Origin of the sequence: Paenibacillus sp. F4 (assembly GCF_002894905.1) — a bacterium.
GTDB lineage: Bacteria > Bacillota > Bacilli > Paenibacillales > Paenibacillaceae > Paenibacillus > Paenibacillus polymyxa_B.
On the sequence record NZ_POVS01000007.1, the window covers coordinates 149594 to 170443 of the forward strand.

8 protein-coding genes and 2 pseudogenes are annotated in these 20850 nt (G+C 47.4%); 7 read left to right on the forward strand and 3 right to left on the reverse strand.

The annotated features are described in order from the left end of the window. Nucleotides 1-91: 91 nt before the first annotated feature. Nucleotides 92-1216 carry a GGDEF domain-containing protein gene (locus C1T21_RS05760; protein ID WP_103047567.1) on the reverse strand — a complete coding sequence of 375 codons (1125 nt, stop codon included), beginning with the start codon at nucleotides 1214-1216 and terminating at the stop codon, nucleotides 92-94. Nucleotides 1217-1311: 95 nt separating this feature from the next. Next, complete coding sequence (locus C1T21_RS05765; protein WP_103047568.1) at nucleotides 1312-3747, reverse strand: glycoside hydrolase family 94 protein; 2436 nt, start codon at nucleotides 3745-3747, stop codon at nucleotides 1312-1314. Nucleotides 3748-3971: 224 nt separating this feature from the next. On the opposite strand from C1T21_RS05765, the gene C1T21_RS05775 reads away from it, so the two are divergent. Next, complete coding sequence (locus C1T21_RS05775; RefSeq protein WP_103047569.1) at nucleotides 3972-4706, forward strand: thioesterase II family protein; 735 nt, start codon at nucleotides 3972-3974, stop codon at nucleotides 4704-4706. Nucleotides 4707-4724: 18 nt separating this feature from the next. Then, on the forward strand, nucleotides 4725-5579 hold the full coding sequence (locus C1T21_RS05780) for a sugar phosphate isomerase/epimerase family protein (RefSeq protein ID WP_103047570.1): 855 nt from the start codon (nucleotides 4725-4727) through the stop codon (nucleotides 5577-5579). Nucleotides 5580-5670: 91 nt separating this feature from the next. On the opposite strand, the gene C1T21_RS05785 is transcribed toward C1T21_RS05780, so the two are convergent. Then, nucleotides 5671-6039 (reverse strand): DUF423 domain-containing protein, encoded by a 369-nt coding sequence (locus tag C1T21_RS05785; protein WP_103047571.1) that lies wholly within the window; start codon nucleotides 6037-6039, stop codon nucleotides 5671-5673. Nucleotides 6040-6356: 317 nt separating this feature from the next. On the opposite strand from C1T21_RS05785, the gene C1T21_RS05790 reads away from it, so the two are divergent. From C1T21_RS05790 to C1T21_RS05810, 5 genes and pseudogenes are all read left to right on the forward strand, one after another. Continuing rightward, nucleotides 6357-9305 (forward strand): glycoside hydrolase family 48 protein, encoded by a 2949-nt coding sequence (locus tag C1T21_RS05790; protein ID WP_374703716.1) that lies wholly within the window; start codon nucleotides 6357-6359, stop codon nucleotides 9303-9305. Between the two features lie 123 nt (nucleotides 9306-9428). After that, on the forward strand, nucleotides 9429-9932 hold the full coding sequence (locus tag C1T21_RS05795; RefSeq protein ID WP_013310291.1) for a ferritin: 504 nt from the start codon (nucleotides 9429-9431) through the stop codon (nucleotides 9930-9932). A 288-nt stretch (nucleotides 9933-10220) separates the two neighbouring features. Next, nucleotides 10221-10769: a GNAT family N-acetyltransferase gene (locus C1T21_RS05800; protein ID WP_103047573.1), complete on the forward strand. Its 549-nt coding sequence runs from the start codon at nucleotides 10221-10223 to the stop codon at nucleotides 10767-10769. A 56-nt stretch (nucleotides 10770-10825) separates the two neighbouring features. Further along, nucleotides 10826-11546: pseudogene (locus C1T21_RS05805) on the forward strand (LLM class flavin-dependent oxidoreductase). Between the two features lie 611 nt (nucleotides 11547-12157). Continuing rightward, nucleotides 12158-20850: pseudogene (locus C1T21_RS05810) on the forward strand (non-ribosomal peptide synthetase); the annotation flags it as partial.

Consider the following 20850-nt stretch of genomic DNA (forward strand, 5'->3'; position numbering starts at 1 on the left):
GGAATTGTCAACTCTATTACATTTTAAGCTCTATATTCAAAAGACTCCGGCAAGCTCATGCCGGAGTCTCATCAAATGAAGTGTTTTTACATTAAGCGATATGATTAAGAGCAACAATTTTGTTTTTCCCGGAGCGCTTAGCTTGATACAGATAGTCATCTGCTTGCTGAAAAAATACATCTTTATCTTTGTTCATTTCCTCTGTATAGCTTTTCAGTCCAATGCTTACGGTTACAGAAACGATTTGCAATTTCTCCTGAAAGGTCATTTTCTCCACTTCACGCCGGATGTTTTCGACGATCTGATAAGCTTCTTCGAAAGTATGCTCGAACATCAAAATAGCAAATTCCTCACCGCCATAGCGAGCCGCAATGTCATTTGCGGTAATCTGTTCTGTAATGATTTGCGAGATGCCTTCCAAAATTTTATCTCCGAACTGGTGTCCGTAAGTGTCATTGATCTTCTTGAAATTATCAATATCCACTAACGCCAGATGGATGATCGCGCCTTGTTCGGCATATTCGAGTGCTTTTTCATAAAAGTTTTGAAAGGACAAATGATTGTACAGCTTTGTCAAACCATCAGTCATGGACATTTTGCTGATAATCGCGTTACTGATCATTAATTCCTGCTGGGCGCGCTTTGTCTTGTACAAATCTACTAACAAATCGCCGCCGCTGGCCTGAATAATGAGAGCCATAAAGGTGGACATAATCAAAAAGGTTGGAATCGCCACAATATCAAAGTCTGACAAATAGCTGCGGAATGATCCATCTGCTGCCAGCAACAGAAAAAAGACGACCACTTGCAATACAAAGGAAAGCCATATTAAGCGACGATTGAAGAACAGAATAGAAGAGAAAATAGGCAACAAACATAGCGCAGGAATAATCCGGATATCATAATTTAGGCGAATAATCATCCAGCAAATGACGGTGCTTGCCATAAACAGGATCGCAAAAGAATACCTGTTGAATTTAAAATGAGCCAACTCTGCCAGTAAGTTGGAACCACTCATGATTAGCGTGGGAACAATGAGGGTTCCGACGTAAAATTCATAAGGCGAAGCGTGGTAATCAAGAAATAAGTAGCTGCCCAGCTGGACGATAAAATGTACAGCTATAATCATCCAATACAGTAATAACATTTTGCGTACCCAGCGGGCTTGCTTTGTTTTGTAATCCATGGTTTGAGTAAGCCGTTTTGTCTTGTTCATGATGTCACCACACTTAATGTATCTTTAGCCATTCTCGTATTATAAGATACTATGTGATGAAGTTGAAGCTAATTTTTTTGAAGGGCATGAACTTGTTAGCCTAGCAACACTTTTACTTGGTGGATAGCCCCGTCCCCTGCAACCGGCAGGATATTATTCGTAAGGACGGTGCCATCTAAGGTAACTGTAACTACACCTTTGGAGACATGCTGTGGATTCGTGATATGAATCACGTAGGTATCACCGCGGAAGACACGGGTGACTGTGAATTCGTCCCAGGCTGTAGGAATACACGGATCAATACGCAGACCCTCCCATTCCGGCTGGATACCGAGGATGGATTGAGTAATAGCTATAAAGTTCCATGCCGCTGTACCCGTCAGCCAGGAATTCTTGGCTTCGCCTTCACGAACAGCATCCTTGCCCGCAATCATTTGAGCGTACACATACGGCTCGGTGCGGTGAATGTCGCTGATGTCTTCCAGGTAGGCGGGTGCGATTTTGCTATACAGCTCGAAAGCGCGATCCCCACGTCCTATTACGGCTTCCGCCATCATAATCCACGGGTTATTGTGACAGAAAATACCGGCATTTTCCTTATACCCGGGAGGATAAGATGAGATTTCGCCCAGGTTGATGTAATAGCGAGAATACGGTGGATTTTGCAGCATGATGCCGTAGGGAGTTTCTAACCGATCACGTGTAGAATCGAGAGCTTTTTGAGCTAGACCTTCTTCAACACCAATTCCTGCCATGACACAGAAACCTTGAGGTTCAATGAAAATTTGACCTTCCTCACAATCCTTGCTCCCTATTTTGTCTCCATAATGGTCATAAGCACGTAAGAACCATTCGCCGTCAAAACCATGCTCCAATGTGGCTGTTCGCATACGATCCACATATGCTTGAGCGGTTGCCGCTTCCACATCCAATCCTCTGCGCTTGCAAAGCTCAATAAAATCCGGTCCCGTATAAACAAATAATCCGGCGATGAACACGGATTCGGCTATTCGACCCTCCAGATTCTGAGTTGTCTGATAGGACTCATCTGGTGTAGCAGAAAAACAGTTGAGATTCAGACAGTCGTTCCAGTCAGCCCGGCCAATGAGTGGAAGACCATGCGGGCCTAGATTATCCACAACGTGGTAAAAAGAACGCTTCAAATGTTCAAACAGCGTAGCCGTACGCTCTACATTACCGTCAAAGGGCACTTGTTCGTCCAGGATGGAAAAGTCTCCCGTTTCTTTGATATACGCTGCGGTACCGACAATAAGCCACAACGGATCGTCGTTAAAGCCACCGCCAACCTCGTGATTTCCTTTTTTGGTTAACGGTTGGTACTGATGATAAGCTCCCCCGTTTTCAAATTGAGTAGAGGCAATGTCGATAATCCGTTCCCGTGCCCGCTCCGGTATTTGGTGGACGAAGCCGAGCAAGTCCTGATTCGAATCCCGGAAGCCCATTCCACGCCCGATACCAGATTCAAAATACGAAGCGGAACGCGACATATTGAACGTAACCATACACTGATAAGGGTTCCATATGTTTACCATTCGGTTCAGCTTGTCGTCGTGGCTTTGAAGGGTATACTTGGACAGCAAATTGTTCCAATAGGTTCGCAGCTCACTCAACGCTCGTTCTACATCAGCTTCATCCGCAAACTGCGCAATCATGGCATGTGCCTGTTTTTTATTAATAACACCGGGCGACTCCCATTTTTCTTCCTCGGGGTTTTCCACATAACCGAGTATAAAGTTACAGCTAGTTTCTTCGCCTGGCTCCAGCGTTATCTCAATGCAATGTGATCCGACAGGGGACCATCCGCTGGCAATAGAGTTCGAGGCTTGCCCAGCGGCGACCGTTTGAGGCTGATCTAATCCGTTGTAGAGCCCTAGAAAAGCTTCACGGTCTGTATCATAACCGGCTAGCGGACGATTAGCAGAGAAAAAAGCATAGTGATTGCGACGTTCACGGTATTCCGTTTTGTGATAAATGACAGAGTCTTGTATTTCAACCTCACCCGTGTTCAAGTTGCGCTGGTAGTTGGTCATATCGTCATAGGCGTTCCACAGACAAAATTCCACGAACGAAAAGAGTTTGATCTTTTTGGTTTGTAACGATGTGTTCTGAAGCTTAACCTGATGGACCTCGCCGTCAAAGGATAGGGGCACAAAAGCCAGCTGCGTGGCCCGAATACCGCTGCGTTCCCCCATAATTGAGGTATAGCCAAGTCCATGGCGGCATTCATACTGCTCCAGCTCCCGTTTGACCGGCATCCATCCCGGAGTCCAATAATCCCCATCATCATAAATATAAAAATAACGCCCCCCGTTATCGACAGGAATATTGTTGTACCGGTAACGTGTTAAGCGACGTAAGCGAGCATCCCGGTAAAATGCATAGCCACCACTTGTATTAGAGATTAGTCCAAAAAATCGTTCATTACCTAAATAATTAATCCAGGGATAAGGGGTTTGGGGGGTGTGGATGACATATTCTTGATTGACATCATCGAAAAAACCGTACTTCATGGCACAGTACTCCTCTCGATTTGAAAAAATAAAAGACCCAACACATGATTATATTCAAACATAAAGCCGTTCTTTCTTTAGAAAAACATTTCCTGCCTTATACAAAATGTGCTTGATTTTCGCAACCCTTCTTCTGGAATTTGCAAAATATTTGAAATGGGTAAATATACCTTTTTATGCTAAAATGAAAAAGTTAGAACTTAGCAAGGCAGGAGGTTGCAAGAATGGCACCTATCACATTATTTTTTATCCCGTATGCAGGCGGATCGGCGTCGGTCAGCTTCAAATGGAAAAAGTCGCTGCTTCCGCAGATCAAGCTTGTTCCACTGGAATTAGCGGGCAGAGGTATTCGTTCTGGAGAACCGCTAAAGGAAAGCATTGAGGAGATGAGCGAGGATCTGTTGCACAAGATCAGCGAAGAGATAGTCCCCGGCGATCCTTATGCCATATACGGACACAGTATGGGGACGATGATCTCATTCGAGCTGTACTACAAGCTGGTGGCCGGTGGATATGGCAAGCCTGCTCATCTGTTCGTTTCGGGTGGACGGGCACCGCATGTCCCAAGAAATTCCCCGTGGTTACACGATCTGCCCGCAGATCAGTTCAGGACGCATTTGCAGCGGTACGGTCAGCTTTCGGAAGCGATTTTTGACAATCGGGAATTATACGACTATTTTATGCCGGTGTTAAGAGCGGATTTCAAAGCTGTCGAGTTGTATAAGTACATGGCTAAAGCCGCACCTTTACATTGTCCTATCACCGCTTTGACGGGAATGACCGATAACACGGTGACCTTACAAGATGCGGAGGCATGGGCACACCATACGGATCAGCAATTTCGTATGTTTACCTTTGAGGGAGGACACTTTTTTATTCATGATGAAGTAGAACGGATTACGCACATCATCAATGAGACCTTAGAGCAGAGTACGGTAACAAGTAGCATACAACAATAAAAATAAGAGGTGTTTTTAGTGACAGTAGGTGTATTGGCACATTTGTTTGGCAAGTTGCCTTATCGTGAATTGGCTGCAAAGGTAGGCGCAGCGGGCTTTACTCATGTTCAGCTGGCTCCGTGGAGAGCGATCAGTGATGTGGATTTTAATAAACCGGGTAAGTTCAATCCGGGATTGGCACTGTCTATCGCAGAAGAATTTCGTAAGCATGGTGTATCCATATCGGTGCTCGGGTGCTATTTACATTTTTTTATACAGGATAAGGAATTGCTGCGTGAAAATGTAGAGCGTTTCAAAGAGCTGATCCGATATGCGGGTCTGTTAGGAGCACCAATGGTTGCAGCTGAAGTCGGACGTAATGAGGATGGTACCGCCTATACGGAACGTGACTGGAGAGTTGTAAGGAAAGTAGTGCGTGAATTAGCAGATGAAGCGGAGAAGTGGGGCGTATTCGTAGGATTGGAAGCTGCAAACGATCACTTGGTCGGAACCGCCGTAGAGTTGGCTACCTTTCTGGAGGAAGTACCTTCTTCACACATCGGTGTTGTGATTGATCCGGGTAATCTGCTGAAGACGGAAAATCTGGCGCAGCAGGATGAGATCATCCGCGAAGCTTTCCAACTGCTGGGCCCCCGGATTATCGCAGCGCATGCCAAAGACCGACGGTTGTCATCGTCAGGTGAAATTGAGACGGTGCCGCCGGGTTTTGGAGACATGAACTATGGCCTCTACATGGAACTGTTGGAGCAGTACAAGCCGGGGGTTCATATTATTATGGAAGCTGCTCAGGAGCATGAGATGGCTGAATCCAGACGTTATATCGAAGGTCATCGGATAGCCGCTCAGAAAGCGCAACAAGTGCAGACGAGATAATGTATTCTTTCATATAATCAGGAATGCTACGTTAATAATTGAGAGACTTGGAAGCGCCTCCTTTTCCAAGTCTCTGTTCCTTTATCCTTGTTTAACCTTGCACAACCGCCACGATCACAATGACCCAGCTTGCCAAAAAAGCCAACCCGCCAATGGGGGTGATTGCCCCAAGCTTTTTCACACCGGATATACTAAGGGCATACAGACTGCCGGAAAACAGGAGAATACCCACCAGCATAACCCAGCCTGCGGTAACGATGAGAGAAGAATGGACAAGGCTGTCAGCAAGAACTCCAAGCAGCAGCAAACCCAGTCCGTGAGTGATTTGATATTGAATTCCTGTCTGGAATATGCTCATCATGTCTACGGAAAGTCTCTTTTTCAATGCGTGTGCGCCGAACGCTCCCAAAGCTACGGCTAAAAACATCACGATACAACCAAGCAATAGCAAAATTTTCATGTTTTAACGCCTCCTTGTGAAATAGTACCGATTTGAAGCGATTTCGTCAAACTTCCAAGTTAAACTCCAAACATATTGAATTTTTCGACTCCCATTTGTCAGCTAATATGTTATATTTTCCCCAGGGCCAATGTGAAGAATTTGGAGCTATGGACAGCGCGTCCTCCACCTTTTTTTATGGGAAAGTGAGGTGATGGTGCTGTCTTTTTGTGCTATCGTTTTTCGGAACAAAATCTTGTGCAGGGCCAAAATTGATAATGGAGAGGATGAATGCAAAAGTGATCAGAAGAAAATCTGTGTTCAGGAAATCTGTCTCTATGGTCATGTCAGCTGTTTTGATACTTCCGCTAACCTTGGGCATATTTCAGGCTGAACCTGATCATGCATCGGCTGCAACACCGGAATCGACACGCTTTCTTCAATTGTATAAACAACTGAAGGACCCGGCCAGTGGATATTTTTCAAAGGAAGGCATTCCTTATCACTCCGTTGAAACACTCATGAGTGAGGCCCCGGACTACGGACACTTAACGACCTCGGAAGCCTATAGCTACTGGATGTGGCTGGAAGTTTTGTATGGTCATTATACCGGGGATTGGGAACATTTGGAATCCGCTTGGGACAACATGGAGAAATACATTATTCCCGTTAATGAAGGGGATGGCAAGGAAGAACAGCCTACGATGAGCAACTACAACCCCAATAGCCCCGCCACCTATGCAGCAGAGTATCCGCAGCCTGATCAATATCCAAGCCGTCTGAGCGGTCAGTATAGTGGTGGAAAGGACCCGCTGGATGCAGAGCTGAAGGCGACCTATGGCAACAATCAGACTTATCTGATGCATTGGCTGCTAGACGTGGATAATTGGTATGGCTTTGGAAATCTGCTGAATCCGTCGCATACGGCGACCTATGTGAACACCTTCCAACGCGGGGAACAGGAATCGGTCTGGGAGGCCGTCCCGCATCCATCGCAGGATAATCAAAAATTTGGTAAAACTAATGAAGGCTTCATGAGCCTGTTCACCAAGGAAAACAATGCTCCTGCACAGCAATGGCGCTACACGAATGCCACCGATGCGGATGCACGGGCAGTTCAAGCGATGTACTGGGCTAAAGAACTGGGATATGACAATCCGGTATATTTGGATAAAGCGAAAAAGATGGGAGACTTCTTGCGTTACGGTATGTACGATAAATACTTCCAGAAAACCGGAAGCGCTTCCAATGGAAGTCCGATTGCTGGTACGGGCAAGGATGCCAGTCTTTATCTGATGGCATGGTATACGGCTTGGGGCGGGGGACTCGGTCAAAGCGGCAACTGGGCTTGGCGGATTGGTGCCAGCCATGCACATCAGGGCTACCAGAACGTCGTCGCAGCTTATGCGTTGTCCGATCAAGATGGTGGATTAATACCGAATTCACCAACGGCAGGACAGGACTGGGCGACCTCGCTGAAGCGCCAACTGGAGTTTTATACTTGGCTGCAATCCGATGAGGGGGCCATTGCGGGTGGAGCAACGAATAGCTGGGGTGGCGCCTACAAGGCGTATCCATCTGGCACGAGCACCTTTTATGGCATGGCTTATACAGGGGCTCCTGTATATAACGATCCACCGTCCAACAACTGGTTTGGGATGCAGGCTTGGCCTGTCGAGCGGGTTGCAGAGCTGTACTACATTTTAGCCAAGAAAGGTGACACTTCGTCCGAGCAGTTTAAAATGGCTAAACAAGTGACAGAAAACTGGATCGCATGGTCCAAGAGCTATGTATTTGCCAACGAACGGCCTGTGACTGATGCACAGGGATACTATTTGGACGCTCAAGGTAAGCGTATTCTGGGTGGCAAGAATCCGAAAGTGGCTACTACAGCGGCTAAAGGTGAGTTCTGGCTGCCGAGCAATCTGGAATGGAGTGGAAAGCCTGAAACCTGGAGCGGATTTGCCAATCATAAAGGGAATGCCAATCTTCATGTAGTAACAAAGAATCCGGGACAGGATGCCGGAGTGCTCGGCAGCTATGTTAAAGCACTTACTTTCTTTGCTGCTGGAACGAAAGCTGAAATAGGAGACTATTCCGAGTTAGGCAAGGAAGCTAAGGATTTGTCTAAAGCTTTGCTTGATGCTGCATGGGGGTATAACGATGGTATAGGCATTACAACGAAGGAAGCGCGGGAGGATTATTATCGTTATTTTACCAAAGAAGTGTATATCCCGAGCGGCTGGAGTGGTAAGACTGGGCAAGGCAACACGATCCCTGGCACCGACGCTACGCCGTCTGATCCGTCCAAAGGCGGTAATGGTACGTATTCCAGCTACAGCGATATCCGCCCTAATATCACTAAAGATCCGCAATGGTCTTATCTTAAAGATAAATACACGACTTCATGGAACAAGCAGACCAAAAAATGGGATAAAGGCGCTCCAGAATTTACGTATCATCGTTTCTGGTCCCAAGTGGATATGGCAACGGCTTATGCCGAGTATGACCGTCTCATTAACGGTAGTGGACCAACCGAGCCGACAGCTCCCAAAGCTCCGGCAAATGTGAAGGCAAATGCAGGGGATGCTCAGGTTACACTTACCTGGAGCAAAGCGACGGGTGCCGATAGCTATACAGTCAAGCGCTCGACAACCAGTGGTGGCCCTTATACCACAGTAGCAACGGTAACAGACAGCACTTACAAGGATACAGGAGTAGTGAATGAAACCACTTATTATTATGTGGCAAGTGCAACAAATTCTTTAGGAACCAGCCCGGATTCTGCCGAGGTCAGTGCCAAGCCTACCGCAGCACCCATTCCAGCAACGGGAGATGTGATTGCACAATACCGCGTGGGCGACACCAACCCGGGAGATAACCAGATTCGGCCACTGTTCCGTGTAGTAAATAAGGGTAAAGAGGCAGTTGATCTGAAAAATGTCAAGCTGCGATACTACTACACTGTAGATGGCGACAAGTCACAGGAATTCCATTGTGACTATGCACAGTTGGGCAGTAGTAACGTTCAGGGACGTTTTGTGAAACTGGATAAGGCCGTTACAGGCGCAGATTATTATCTGGAAATCTCCTTTGGAGCTGGTGCGGGAAGTCTGGCAGCAGGGGAAAACACAGGGGATATTCAGATTCGCATGAACAAGGCGGATTGGAGCAACTATAACGAAAGTGATGATTTTTCCTATGATCCAACCAAGACATCTTATACGGATTGGGACAAAGCACCTTTGTATATAAACGACAAACGTGTCTGGGGTCTGGAGCCTTGATTGTGGAAATTGCGGACGGAACGTGAGAGCACTGAATTCACTTCCGTCCATTTTTTTGTGATCGGATTCGTGGTACACTATGATCGTTACATCACTACATACATGACCGAGGTGACCTGAGACATGAATGACAATTTGGCACAGGCTCTGAATGAGCAAATGAACTTTGAATTTTACTCCGCTCACGTATATCTGGCGATGGCTGCTTATTGCTCCAGTGAAAGTCTGGATGGGTTTGCAAACTTCTTCCTAGTACAAGCTGAGGAGGAACGGTTTCATGCGATGAAACTGTATAAATACATTAATGATCGTAGAGGACGCGCCACATTGGCTGCATTGCCGGAGCCGAAAAATAGCTACGATTCCATGCTGGACGTATTTGAGCATGGCTACAAGCATGAGCAGCAAAACACGCAAAAATTTTATCATCTGGCTGACTTGGCCCTCGATGGACGCGAGCATGCAACGATCCATTTCCTGAAATGGTTTATTGATGAGCAAGTCGAAGAGGAAGCTCTGTTCGACAGTGTTATCCAGAAGCTTAAGCGCATTGAAAGAGACAGCAACGCCTTTTATATGCTGGACAGCGAGTTTGCCAAACGCAGCTTTACTGCCCCTGCGGAGTAATACAGCATACATGGTTTGTTTTGAATGCCGGAGATAAGACCAGCATTTTATTCGTCTAGAAAGTAGAGGAGCCCGATTTTCGGGCTTTTTTGCGTTGACTTTAATTAATGAATTCCCATCTTTCGAGGGGCTATTGTTATTTTAAATGGAGTTATAGAAAAAATTAATTTGTCGCTGAATGGTGAGCATGCTACAGTTATATTAACTTTTATATCTTATTAAATAGATGGGAATAGTTATATAGTGGTTCACTCGTTTTACAAAAACATTATAAGGAGGCGGGTTAGTATGAGTGAAATCTATCGTCTGGCTCTCCAAGAGGACGCAGAAAGATTGCAGTATGTGACGTATGAGGCGTATGAAACAATTCGGCAGTTGGAGCTTCGATGGCCTGCCGCTCAGGCAGACGTTGCTCTCATTCAAGAAAACATTAAAAATAATGATTGCTACGTGCTGGAAGTAGACGGTGTCATTCAGGCTACCGTTAGCCATCTCAAAAATAGAGCCCTTAATTTTATAACCGATCTACCGTTTGTGATGTGGTTTGCTGTAGACCCGGCTGCCCAAGGCAAAGGATATGGGAAAAAACTGTTGAACTGGGTAGAGCAAACGGTTATTCGTGACAAGGTCGGTGCTCCTGCTGTGACGCTGGCGACTGCGGAAAAGCATCCCTATTTGCTATCCATGTACGAGCGTTGGGGATATGAACGTATCCATGCTTTTGACCATGGAACAGGGGACGGGACGATGCATTTACTGCGTAAAGTGGTGAATCCTGAATTATTCTCCACCTACATTCGTGAAAAAAATGAAGCCGAGACAGCTAATCGAAATTAGACGCGATCATAGGGAACGGCGAAGCCGATTCGTTCGCAGAAGGGGGGCAGGAGCGAATGAAGTTTGTATTGTTCAGCTTAATGGCTAATCTGCCTAATGCGATAACCGGAGAAGCATGGAGTTCGCAACAAAAATTCCAAAATGTAATTAAGCAGGCTGTGCTCGCAGAGGAGCTTGGTTTTGATGCGTATGGTGTGGGGGAGCGGCATGGTGCGCCTTTTCTTGTCGTCTTCGCCTCCGCTGGTTCTGAACGGCTCTGAAGTGAGGAAGAGGTCACGTGGGAGGGCAACTATCGGTCCCCGTTGCATCAGGTCACGACACAGCCTCGCCCCTACCAACTGCAAATTCCAATATGGCATGGTAGTGCCTCCAGCACATTATCGACAGAGCTGGCTGCTCAATACAGAAAATAGTTATTTTTCTCAAATTCTTTCCATCCTCAGGCAAAGTATAAAGCGTTAATTGATCATTACCGTGAACGGCTGGCTTACTACGGTCATGACCCGGTTCAGGCTGTAATTGGTGCCGGAGCCGGGAGTTTGTATCTGGCGGATACAGATGAGGAAGCGATCAGACGCTATCGCCCGTATTATGATGCTTACCACTCGACGGCGGCGGCTCAGCATAAGGGTAGATGGGTTGGGAGAGAAGGAGCAGCTTGAACAGCTGCATCAGTTTGCCGAGGATATCATACCGGTATTGCGGCGAGAGATTCCCAGTACGATTTGGCAGCAGGGACCGAACCTAGATGACGGAAGCAGGTCGATTATCGTATGATGCAAAAGCCTTATCTCAGAAAAGTCTCCCGTGCATGGGGCTTTCAGGTCTGTGCCGACCAAGAGATAGGGTTTTTGTAGTGTAAATATGTATGAATAATTTCCATATAATTACTTGTTTTAAAAAAAGAAAAACATTGACATTTATGGAATACTCACTTTATGATGTTAGTGAAGTGTTATATATTTGACGCTTTTTTTGTTTAGAATAACCACCTTGTATGACTCCCATATTTAATGATTAAGTTCATCTATGATGCTGAAATATTAAGTTTTTAATTACATATTTCAGTCCACTCAAATTCACAACCCCCCTAAGATTATACACTTAATTTGTTTCCTTTCGCTCACACCGCGAAATGCAATTTGTAATCCTATGAACGTTCAACAATCTTCTGTTCTTGTTGCTATGGCTGTCTCGATACATATATATGTCAAAATATATGCCTTGAGGCATTATTTGTGCTTGAGGCTGCATTTAGCCCTTACTTCTTTGCAATTTTTTGTCATTCACTCCGTGTCTATATGTACGAGGTTGGAACCATTCTGTCATTTGTCGCAGACGTATGCTGGACTGGCTTATGAAAACTCAGTGGTAAAGGGGATATAAATATGGAGAATGAATATCCGGCGGCGGGATCGGTAATGGATCAGCATCAATCATCTATTCGCCAAAAGTTAGCGAAAATGATCGGAAATGTGTCCCAGCTTAGTCTGGGAGAATTGGAGCCGCAAGTACATTTTTTGGAGCTTGGATTGGATTCCATTAATTTGTCCCAAGTCCGTCATAGCATCAAGGATACATTTGGATTGGACATTCCAATGAATGAGTTTTTTGAAACACTAACCAACTTGGAGCTGTTAACGAGTTATGTCGCTGAACGGGTGGTTATCTCTACAGATTCTCCAAATGAAATTGTGTTGGAAAACCATTTGGAAGCTCCATTCATCTTAAATAAGCAGCATTTGAACGAGCAGACGGTACCTGATGTATTTCAAACATATCGTCAAGCGGATATTCCGGCATCCACGTCAATACATGCAGCAGAGCCGACAGAAGTTCAAAGCTTCCAGGGGGCTGCTTCTTCTATGGGTCTAGAACGGATTTTAGAGCAACAGCTTCACCTGATGTCACAGCAGCTTGATGTCCTGCAGTACAGTAACTCTGCTCCTGTGGCAGATTCCGCTACATTCCAGACGAGAACGCTAATATCACCTTCGGTGTCGGTCGACGGAGAAAAGAGCGGGCTGGTTCGAGCAGAAGTTAAGCAAGAGATCGCCGCCTCCCAGGTACCCGCTTTATTTACCCCAATTGACTCAAAACAGACTGATTCCCAACCCAAGTCGTTCACACCATACAAAAATCTGGATGTTAAAACGCGCGAATTGCTTACGAACCGTCAGGAACAACATCTGCAAGAGCTGATTGAGCGCTACACAGCCCGTACGCGTAGCACCAAACAGTACACCCAGCAATATCGCTCCGTATACGCCAATAACCGCAATGTGGCTGGTTTCCGTCCTGTTTTGAAGGAAATGGTGTATCAAATTGTATCCCAACGCGCCGATGGTTCAAAAATTTGGGATCTGGACGGCAATGAATATGTCGACTTAACGATGGGCTTTGGTGTGAATCTGTTCGGACACAATCCAGCCTTTATTCGTGAAAAAATTGAGGAAGAGCTGAAGAACGGCATGTGTGTCGGCCCCATGTCCAACATGGCCGGACAGGTCGCCGAGCGAATATGCAAGATGACCGGCGTGGAACGGATTGCTCTGTATAATTCCGGCACCGAGGCCGTTATGGTCGCGCTCCGTTTGGCACGTGCTGCCACAGGACGAGCTAAAGTCGTCATTTTTGCTGGCTCGTATCACGGTACATTCGACGGGGTGCTGGCACTGGGGAGCGCGGGGGATAACAAGGAACATTCGACACCTCTAGCTCCCGGTATCTTACAGCATATGGTGGACGATGTCGTCGTGCTTCATTATGGGGCGGACGATTCCCTGGATTATATCCGCACCCATGCACATGAACTGGCCGCGGTTATAGTGGAGCCGGTGCAAAGCCGTCGACCAGATTTTCAGCCTAAAGCCTTTTTGCAGGAAATTCGCCAAATAACGGAGCAGTCGAGTACTGCCTTCATTTTTGATGAAGTCATCACAGGCTTCCGGATTCAGCCCGGAGGGGCCCAAGCGTGGTTTGGGGTGCAAGCCGACCTCGTGACCTACGGTAAAATCATTGGCGGCGGGCTGCCCATCGGCATCGTAGCCGGAAAAGCCGCCTTTATGAACGGGATCGACGGAGGCACATGGAGCTTCGGGGACGATTCCTATCCGCAGCATGAGCAGCAGCGAACCTTTGTCGCAGGAACCTTCTGCCATCATCCGCTGGCAATGGCTGCATCCTTAGCGGTGCTGGACCATTTGGAGAAAAATGGCGAGCAACTGCAAAATCGCTTGAACAGCCGCACCTCGGCGTTAGCAGCGGAACTGAACAGCTATTTCATTGACGAACACGTACCTATGAAGGTCGTTCACTATGGTTCCCTATTCCGCTTCGTGCTCAAAGGTGATCTAGAATTGTTCTTTTATCACATGCTGGACAAAGGCATCTATATCTGGGAAGGACGAAACTGCTTCTTGTCCACGGCCCATACCGAGGAAGATATTGTGCGAATCGTACAAGCGGTCAAGGATAGCGTGAATGAGTTGCGTAAAGGGGGATTTTTACCGGACCCGCCCCCGAATGGAAACGGCCCGGACCCAGATAAGCAATCTGTATCCGTATCTCTTGGGTCCGAAGCAGTAGGTGTTCCAGAAAGTGTGATTGCGCTGACTCCAGACCAAAAGCAGCTTTGGTTCGCCTCCGTCTCGGAACGAAGCGACTCTCAAGCCTTACACGAAACGGCCTTGCTACGGTTTCGCGGCCCATTTCAACCGGAGATTTTCACCGGGGCAATCCGTACCATTATGAGCCGCCATGAAGCTCTACGCACCTTCATAAGCCCCGATGGGGAGACACAGGTAGTTGCTTCTGTGATGAACATCGAGGTACCGCTGCATGATTTCACGGGCTTCCCTTCGGATCAACAGGAACAGCACATCCAAACATGGATGATTGAGGACAGCACCATGCCGTTCCCTTTCACACCGGATGAGCCGCTATTCCGTGTTCAATTACTGAAAACATCGGAGCAGGAACACCTTGGTGTGTTTACCTTCCATCATTTGATTGCTGATGGCTGGTCGATGGGTGTATTCATGCAGGAGCTGGAACAGATCTACTCCGCACAGGTTCGTCATGAAGCGGTTACTTTACCCGCTCCAGTACCTTTTCGGGATTATGCCGCTTGGCAGCAAGATGAGCTGAGGACGGGGGGAGAGGAAGCCGTCGCTTTTTGGTCGACCGTACTGGAGAAGTCTTTGCCTGTTCTAGATCTGCCTTCCCCAGTACGTGGAATACAGGCTCCATCCTCCAACGGAAGCCGACATACCGTTATTCTTGAAGCGCCACTCGTCAAACAATTGAGAACAACCAGCATCAAGCTCGGCAGCAGTCTGTTCGTCACCTTGCTATCGGCATTTCAAATTTTTCTGCATCGGCTGACAGGACAGCAAGAAATAACTGTTAACGTGCCTACGGCGGGACAATCACACATGGACACCTTCTCTCTGATCGGCAATTGCGTCAACTTGCTTCCAGTCATTGGCAAGGTGCGTCCTGAGATTACTTTTAGTGAATATACTGAAGTGATCAAAAAGCGAATGTATGAACTGGAGGCTTACCAAAAATACAGCTTTGCCGGATTGGCTCAACTGGGGCTAAAGCATCTGCCTGTGATGAATGTTGTATTTAATATGGATCGGCCGATTCCGCGTTTTCAATTCCATCAACTGGATGTCGAAGTGCTTGAAAACGCAGTAGCTTTTAGCAAATATGAGTTGTTTTTGAACGTCACGGAGGTACAGAAGCAATTACGTCTGGATTTTGAATTTAATACGGATCTTTTTGAGGTAGTCACGATTAAAGAATGGGCTGAATATTTCCTCCATCTGCTGCATTCCATCGTGGCGGACGAGAGAAGCCGTGTTTCCTCACTATCTTTACTTCGTGGCTCGGAAAAAGAACAGCTTCTAGCTACTTGGGCTGCGAACGCAGACATCCATGGTAATTATCCTTGCGTTCTCGATGCGTACAAGCAGCCAGCTCCTGCCGGAACAGAGGGGGAAGTGTATCAAGTCTCGGCAGACGAAGGTTTGTTGGGCGCAACTCGGGAATGGGCTTATGTCAAAACTGGAGGCAAGTTACAGCATATGGGTCATTTGAACCGGATGATCCACATTCGCGGGCACCAGGTCAATCTGGAGCAACTGGAGAAATACTTGCTGCAAACATTCCAATTGGAGGACTGCATCATTACGCCACAAATGGATGAAGCTGGAGAAGTTTCTTATGTAAAGGCTTATGTGGTGGCAAGTGCATCAACTCCTTACGAAGAAGTCGAATTGAAGCAGGCTGTGAATGAAGTATTTCCAGATTATACGCAGCCCCGTTATTGGATTCTAATGGATCGGATTCCTCTCCTGTCCGATGGACATCCGGATCTGCAGGCTCTGCCGGAGCCGGGACAGTCCAGTCTTTTTACGACAAAAGATGCTGACTCTAAGGTGCGTGCCGTAGAGGATCAGCTCGTTACTATTTGGAAGGATGTTTTGAATGTACATGAAGTCCGCCGTCACGATAACTTTTTCCAACAGGGTGGGGATTCGTTAAAAGCGACGGTCATTCTCTCCAGAGTGAGCAAGGAATTGGGTGTACATATTCCACTTGGCCATATTTTTGAGCTGCAAACAATTGCGGAGCTGGCTACCTATGTGGCTGGAGGAACCAAACAGACGTATGAACCGATTGTACCCGTAGCATCCCAACCTTTTTATCCGGTCTCTTCATCCCAAAAAAGGATGTACGTACTGGATCAATTCGGAGGCGGAACGGCCTATCATGTATCCGGTCAGCTTCACATCGTAGGTAATCTGGAGGTTACCCGATTTATTGAGGCTGTTCAGGAAGTTGTTTTACGTCATGATTCCTTTCGGACGTATTTTGAGCTGGAAGACGGAGAAGTCGTACAAAAAATTCAGGACACGATACCGTTTAATATCCCGTTCTCCCGAATCACCAAGGAAGAAGTAGTACAGGCGCAAGCTTTGTTTGTTCAGCCTTTTGACTTGGGGACAGCGCCTTTGTTCCGCGCCGAGCTGTTCGAAGTTATTCAGAGCGGCTTCGTTCTGCTAGTGGATATGCATCATATTATTGCAGACGGTTTCTCTATGGCTGTGCTGATGGAGGAGATCATTCAGCGTTATCAGGGTAGACAGCTTGCCCAGATTCGGCTTCATTACAAGGACTTTGTCGCTTGGCATAACGAGCAAATCACGGGTAGCTTATCACAAACGGATGAAACGTTCTGGCTCGAATCCTTGAATGGGGAACTTCCTGTACTGAACATGCCTACGGACTTCCCGCGTCCGCAAGCCCAAAGCTTTGAAGGAGATAGCTTCACTTTCACGTTGGAACTTGAAATGACGCATGCGCTCTACAAGCTAGCTCAAGATACCGAATCGACGATCTTCATGGTACTTTTGGCGGCGTATAACGTTCTGTTAGGAAAATATTCGGGTCAAGAGGATATTATCGTTGGTTCTCCTGTTGCCGGAAGACGGCATGCAGACACACAAGCGATGATTGGCCTGTTCGTAAATACACTCGTTTTCCGTAACCAGCCGCAGTCGACATTATCGTTTCAATCCTTTTTGCAGGAGGTCAAACAAAGTTCGCTATCGGCACTGGAGCATCAAGACTATCCGTTTGACAAGCTGGTAGACAAGCTGGAGCTGGTTCGGGATTTAAGCCGAAATCCGGTGTTCGATACGATGTTCAGTTTGCAAAATGTCGGCACAGATGTTTTGGAGGCCGGAGGCATCCGTTTTATACCGGAAGAATTGAACGCTGGCATATCCAAAGTTGATTTTTCATTACATGTGACTGAGGGAAAAGATCGGTTATCTCTCACTTGGGAGTATGGCACGAAGCTGTTTAAGCTGGAGACGATCCAACAGATGGCGAAGCATTTTGTGCGAATTTTGGAGACGGTGACGCAGGATGTTGGTGTCACTTTGGCTGATATTGATATCGTATCGGATGAGGAGAAGCATTTACTTGTGTCCGGGTTCAATGATACAGCCGTACCTTTCCCGCAGGGTGAAACGCTGCATGAGCAGTTTGAAAAACAGGTTGCGAAAGCGCCAGAGCGGTTGGCATTGGTATTTGGGGATGAACAACTGACCTATCGGGAGCTGAATGAACGGGCCAATCAATTGGCTCGCATGTTACGTAGTCACGGTGTAACGAGAGACCATTTGGTTGGTTTGATGACGGAGCGCTCGGTGGATATGATCGTTGGAATATTCGGTATTTTAAAGGCCGGGGGCGCGTATGTGCCAATTGATCCGCTGTACCCGGAAGAGCGTATCCGCTACATGCTGGACGACTCGGGAGCAGAGCTGCTGTTAACGCAAAGTCACTTGGTGGAAAATGTAGGCTTCGACGGCAAGGTGCTGGTGTTGAACGCGGAGCAGGCTGCATATACAAAATCACAGCCGGATACGCAGAATGAGACGATTCAGGAGCACCGGATTTATACCTCCGTGTATCATGAGGACGGCTCGAACCTGGAACCGATATCCGGGCCGAACGATCTGGCCTACATGATTTATACCTCAGGAACGACCGGGCAACCGAAAGGGGTTATGATTGAACAAAGCAATGTAATCAATTTGATCCATGCTTTGTCTGAGCGTGTGTACAGCCGCTATGATCACCCTTTACACGTGGCGTGGCTGTCAGCGTATGTGTTTGACGCCTCGGTACAGCAAATTTTTGCAAGTCTGCTGTTGGGTCATGCCCTGCACATTGTTGCGCGTGATATCAGTCTGAATGGTGAACAGCTTATCGCATACTATCGTGAACATCAGATCGACCTGTCAGATGGTACGCCAGCGCATTTGTACATTTTGAACGAAATAGCCACGGCAACAGAAGCGCCTGGAGTGAAGCATTACCTGATCGGCGGCGAAGCGCTGCCCGTACAGTTAGTGAACGGATTTTTGCATAAATGGTCCTGGTATCAGCCTGTAATCACGAATGTGTATGGCCCGACTGAAACGACGGTGGATGCAACCGCTTATACAATTGAAGATTCAGAGGACCTGAATGTACTTCTAGATAAAGGAGTGCACACACTTTCCATCGGAACTCCGTTGACCAACAACTCGGTGTATATTCTGGATGCCCGGCACAAGCTGGTTCCGATGGGTGTTGCCGGTGAGCTGTATATCGGCGGGGCTGGTGTAGGACGTGGTTATCTGAACTTGCCGGTCCTGACGGCAGAGAAGTTTATTCCCAATCCGTTCATCGAAGAAGAGAATCAACGAGCTACAGGATTACTAACAACTCGCGCCAACAGAATGTACCGGACGGGTGACCTTGCGAAATGGCTGCCGGATGGCACGATTGAGTACTTGGGTCGGATTGATCATCAAGTGAAGATTCGAGGCTATCGGATTGAGCTGGGTGAGGTGGAGGCGCATTTGCTGAAGGTAGAGGCTGTGCAAGAGGTCATTGTGCTGGCTCATCCCGACGAACAGGGACAACATCTGCTCGTTGCCTACTATGTAGCGGAACGGGAAGTAAGTGCCAGTGAATTGCGTGGCTTACTGGGCAAAGAGCTTCCGAATTACATGGTGCCTTCATACTTCGTGCAGCTGGAGCACATGCCGCTGACTCCAAACGGTAAAATTGACCGCAAGGCGTTGCCTGTACCGGACGGAAGTTTGCAAACGGGAGCCGATTATATCGCGCCGCGTACGTGGGTGGAATCGAAGCTGACGCAAATTTGGCAGGATGTACTGGGTCTGGAGCAAGTCGGCGTGAAAGAAAACTTTTTCGAAATTGGCGGACACTCATTACGTGCGACCACACTGGTCTCCAAGATTCACAAAGAACTGAACAAATCACTTCCGCTGCGCATCATTTTTGAAGCGCCGACGATTGAACAGCTAGCAGCGGTTATTGAAAATCTGGATCAAGTGACGTATGCGTCCATTTCAGTAACGGTAGAAAGCAGCTTCTATCCGCTGTCCTCCGCGCAAAAAAGGATGTATGTTCTGCAACAGCTGGATCCCCATGATGTGAACTACAACATGCCTGCCGTGTTCCAGGTAAGCGGCCCGCTGGATGTAAATCGAATGGAAGAAGTATTCCGTCAGTTGATCTTACGCCATGCAACCCTTCGCACCCGCTTTGAAATGGTGAACAGCGAGCCAATGCAGCAAATCCAAGATAACGTATCGTTCGAGGTGGAGTACGTGAAGGCGCAGGCAGGGTATGACGTAACATATCCAGCAGTTGAACGACAAACCTACGTGGAAGTTTTAAATCGTGATACGGCACAGGAGCAATATGCATCGGTGTCTGAGCTGCTTGTAAGCAGGAAAGTACAAGAATGTGTTCAACGCTTTGTGCGTCCATTTGATCTGCAAGCCGCTCCGCTGCTGCGGGTAGCCTTGATGGATTTGAGCGTACAGGGAATAGAAGAAGCACCGCAGTATCTGTTAATGCTCGATTTGCATCATATTATCTCGGACGGTGTGTCGACGGGTGTGCTGACCCGCGAATTTGCTCGCTTATATAGCGGCGAAGAACTACCCCCATTGCGGATTCAATACAAGGATTATGCCGTTTGGCAACAAAGTAAAGCACGGCAAGATTGGATTAAACGTCAGGAAGCATACTGGCTGAATACCTTTAGAGGTGATCTGCCTGTACTGAACTTGCCAACCGACTTTACACGTCCAGCGGTACGAAGCACGGCAGGGGCTACGGTGGTATTCGGTCTGGAACGCGAAGTCAGCGAGCGCTTGAAGGAACTGGCAGCCCAGACAGGTTCGACGCTGTACATGGTGCTGCTGGCAGCCTATACAGCGCTGCTACATCAGTACACCGGACAGGAAGACATTATTGTCGGCACTCCGATTGCAGGACGACCACATGTGGATCTGGAGCCGATCATCGGGATGTTCGTCGGTACGCTGGCCATGCGTAATCATCCAACCTCAACGCAAACATTCCGTCAGTACGTGGAGGACGTGAAAAAACGGGCCTTGCAAGCATATGAGCATCAGGACTATCCGTTTGAGGAACTGGTGGAAAAGCTGAACGTGAAACGGGATATGAGCCGCAA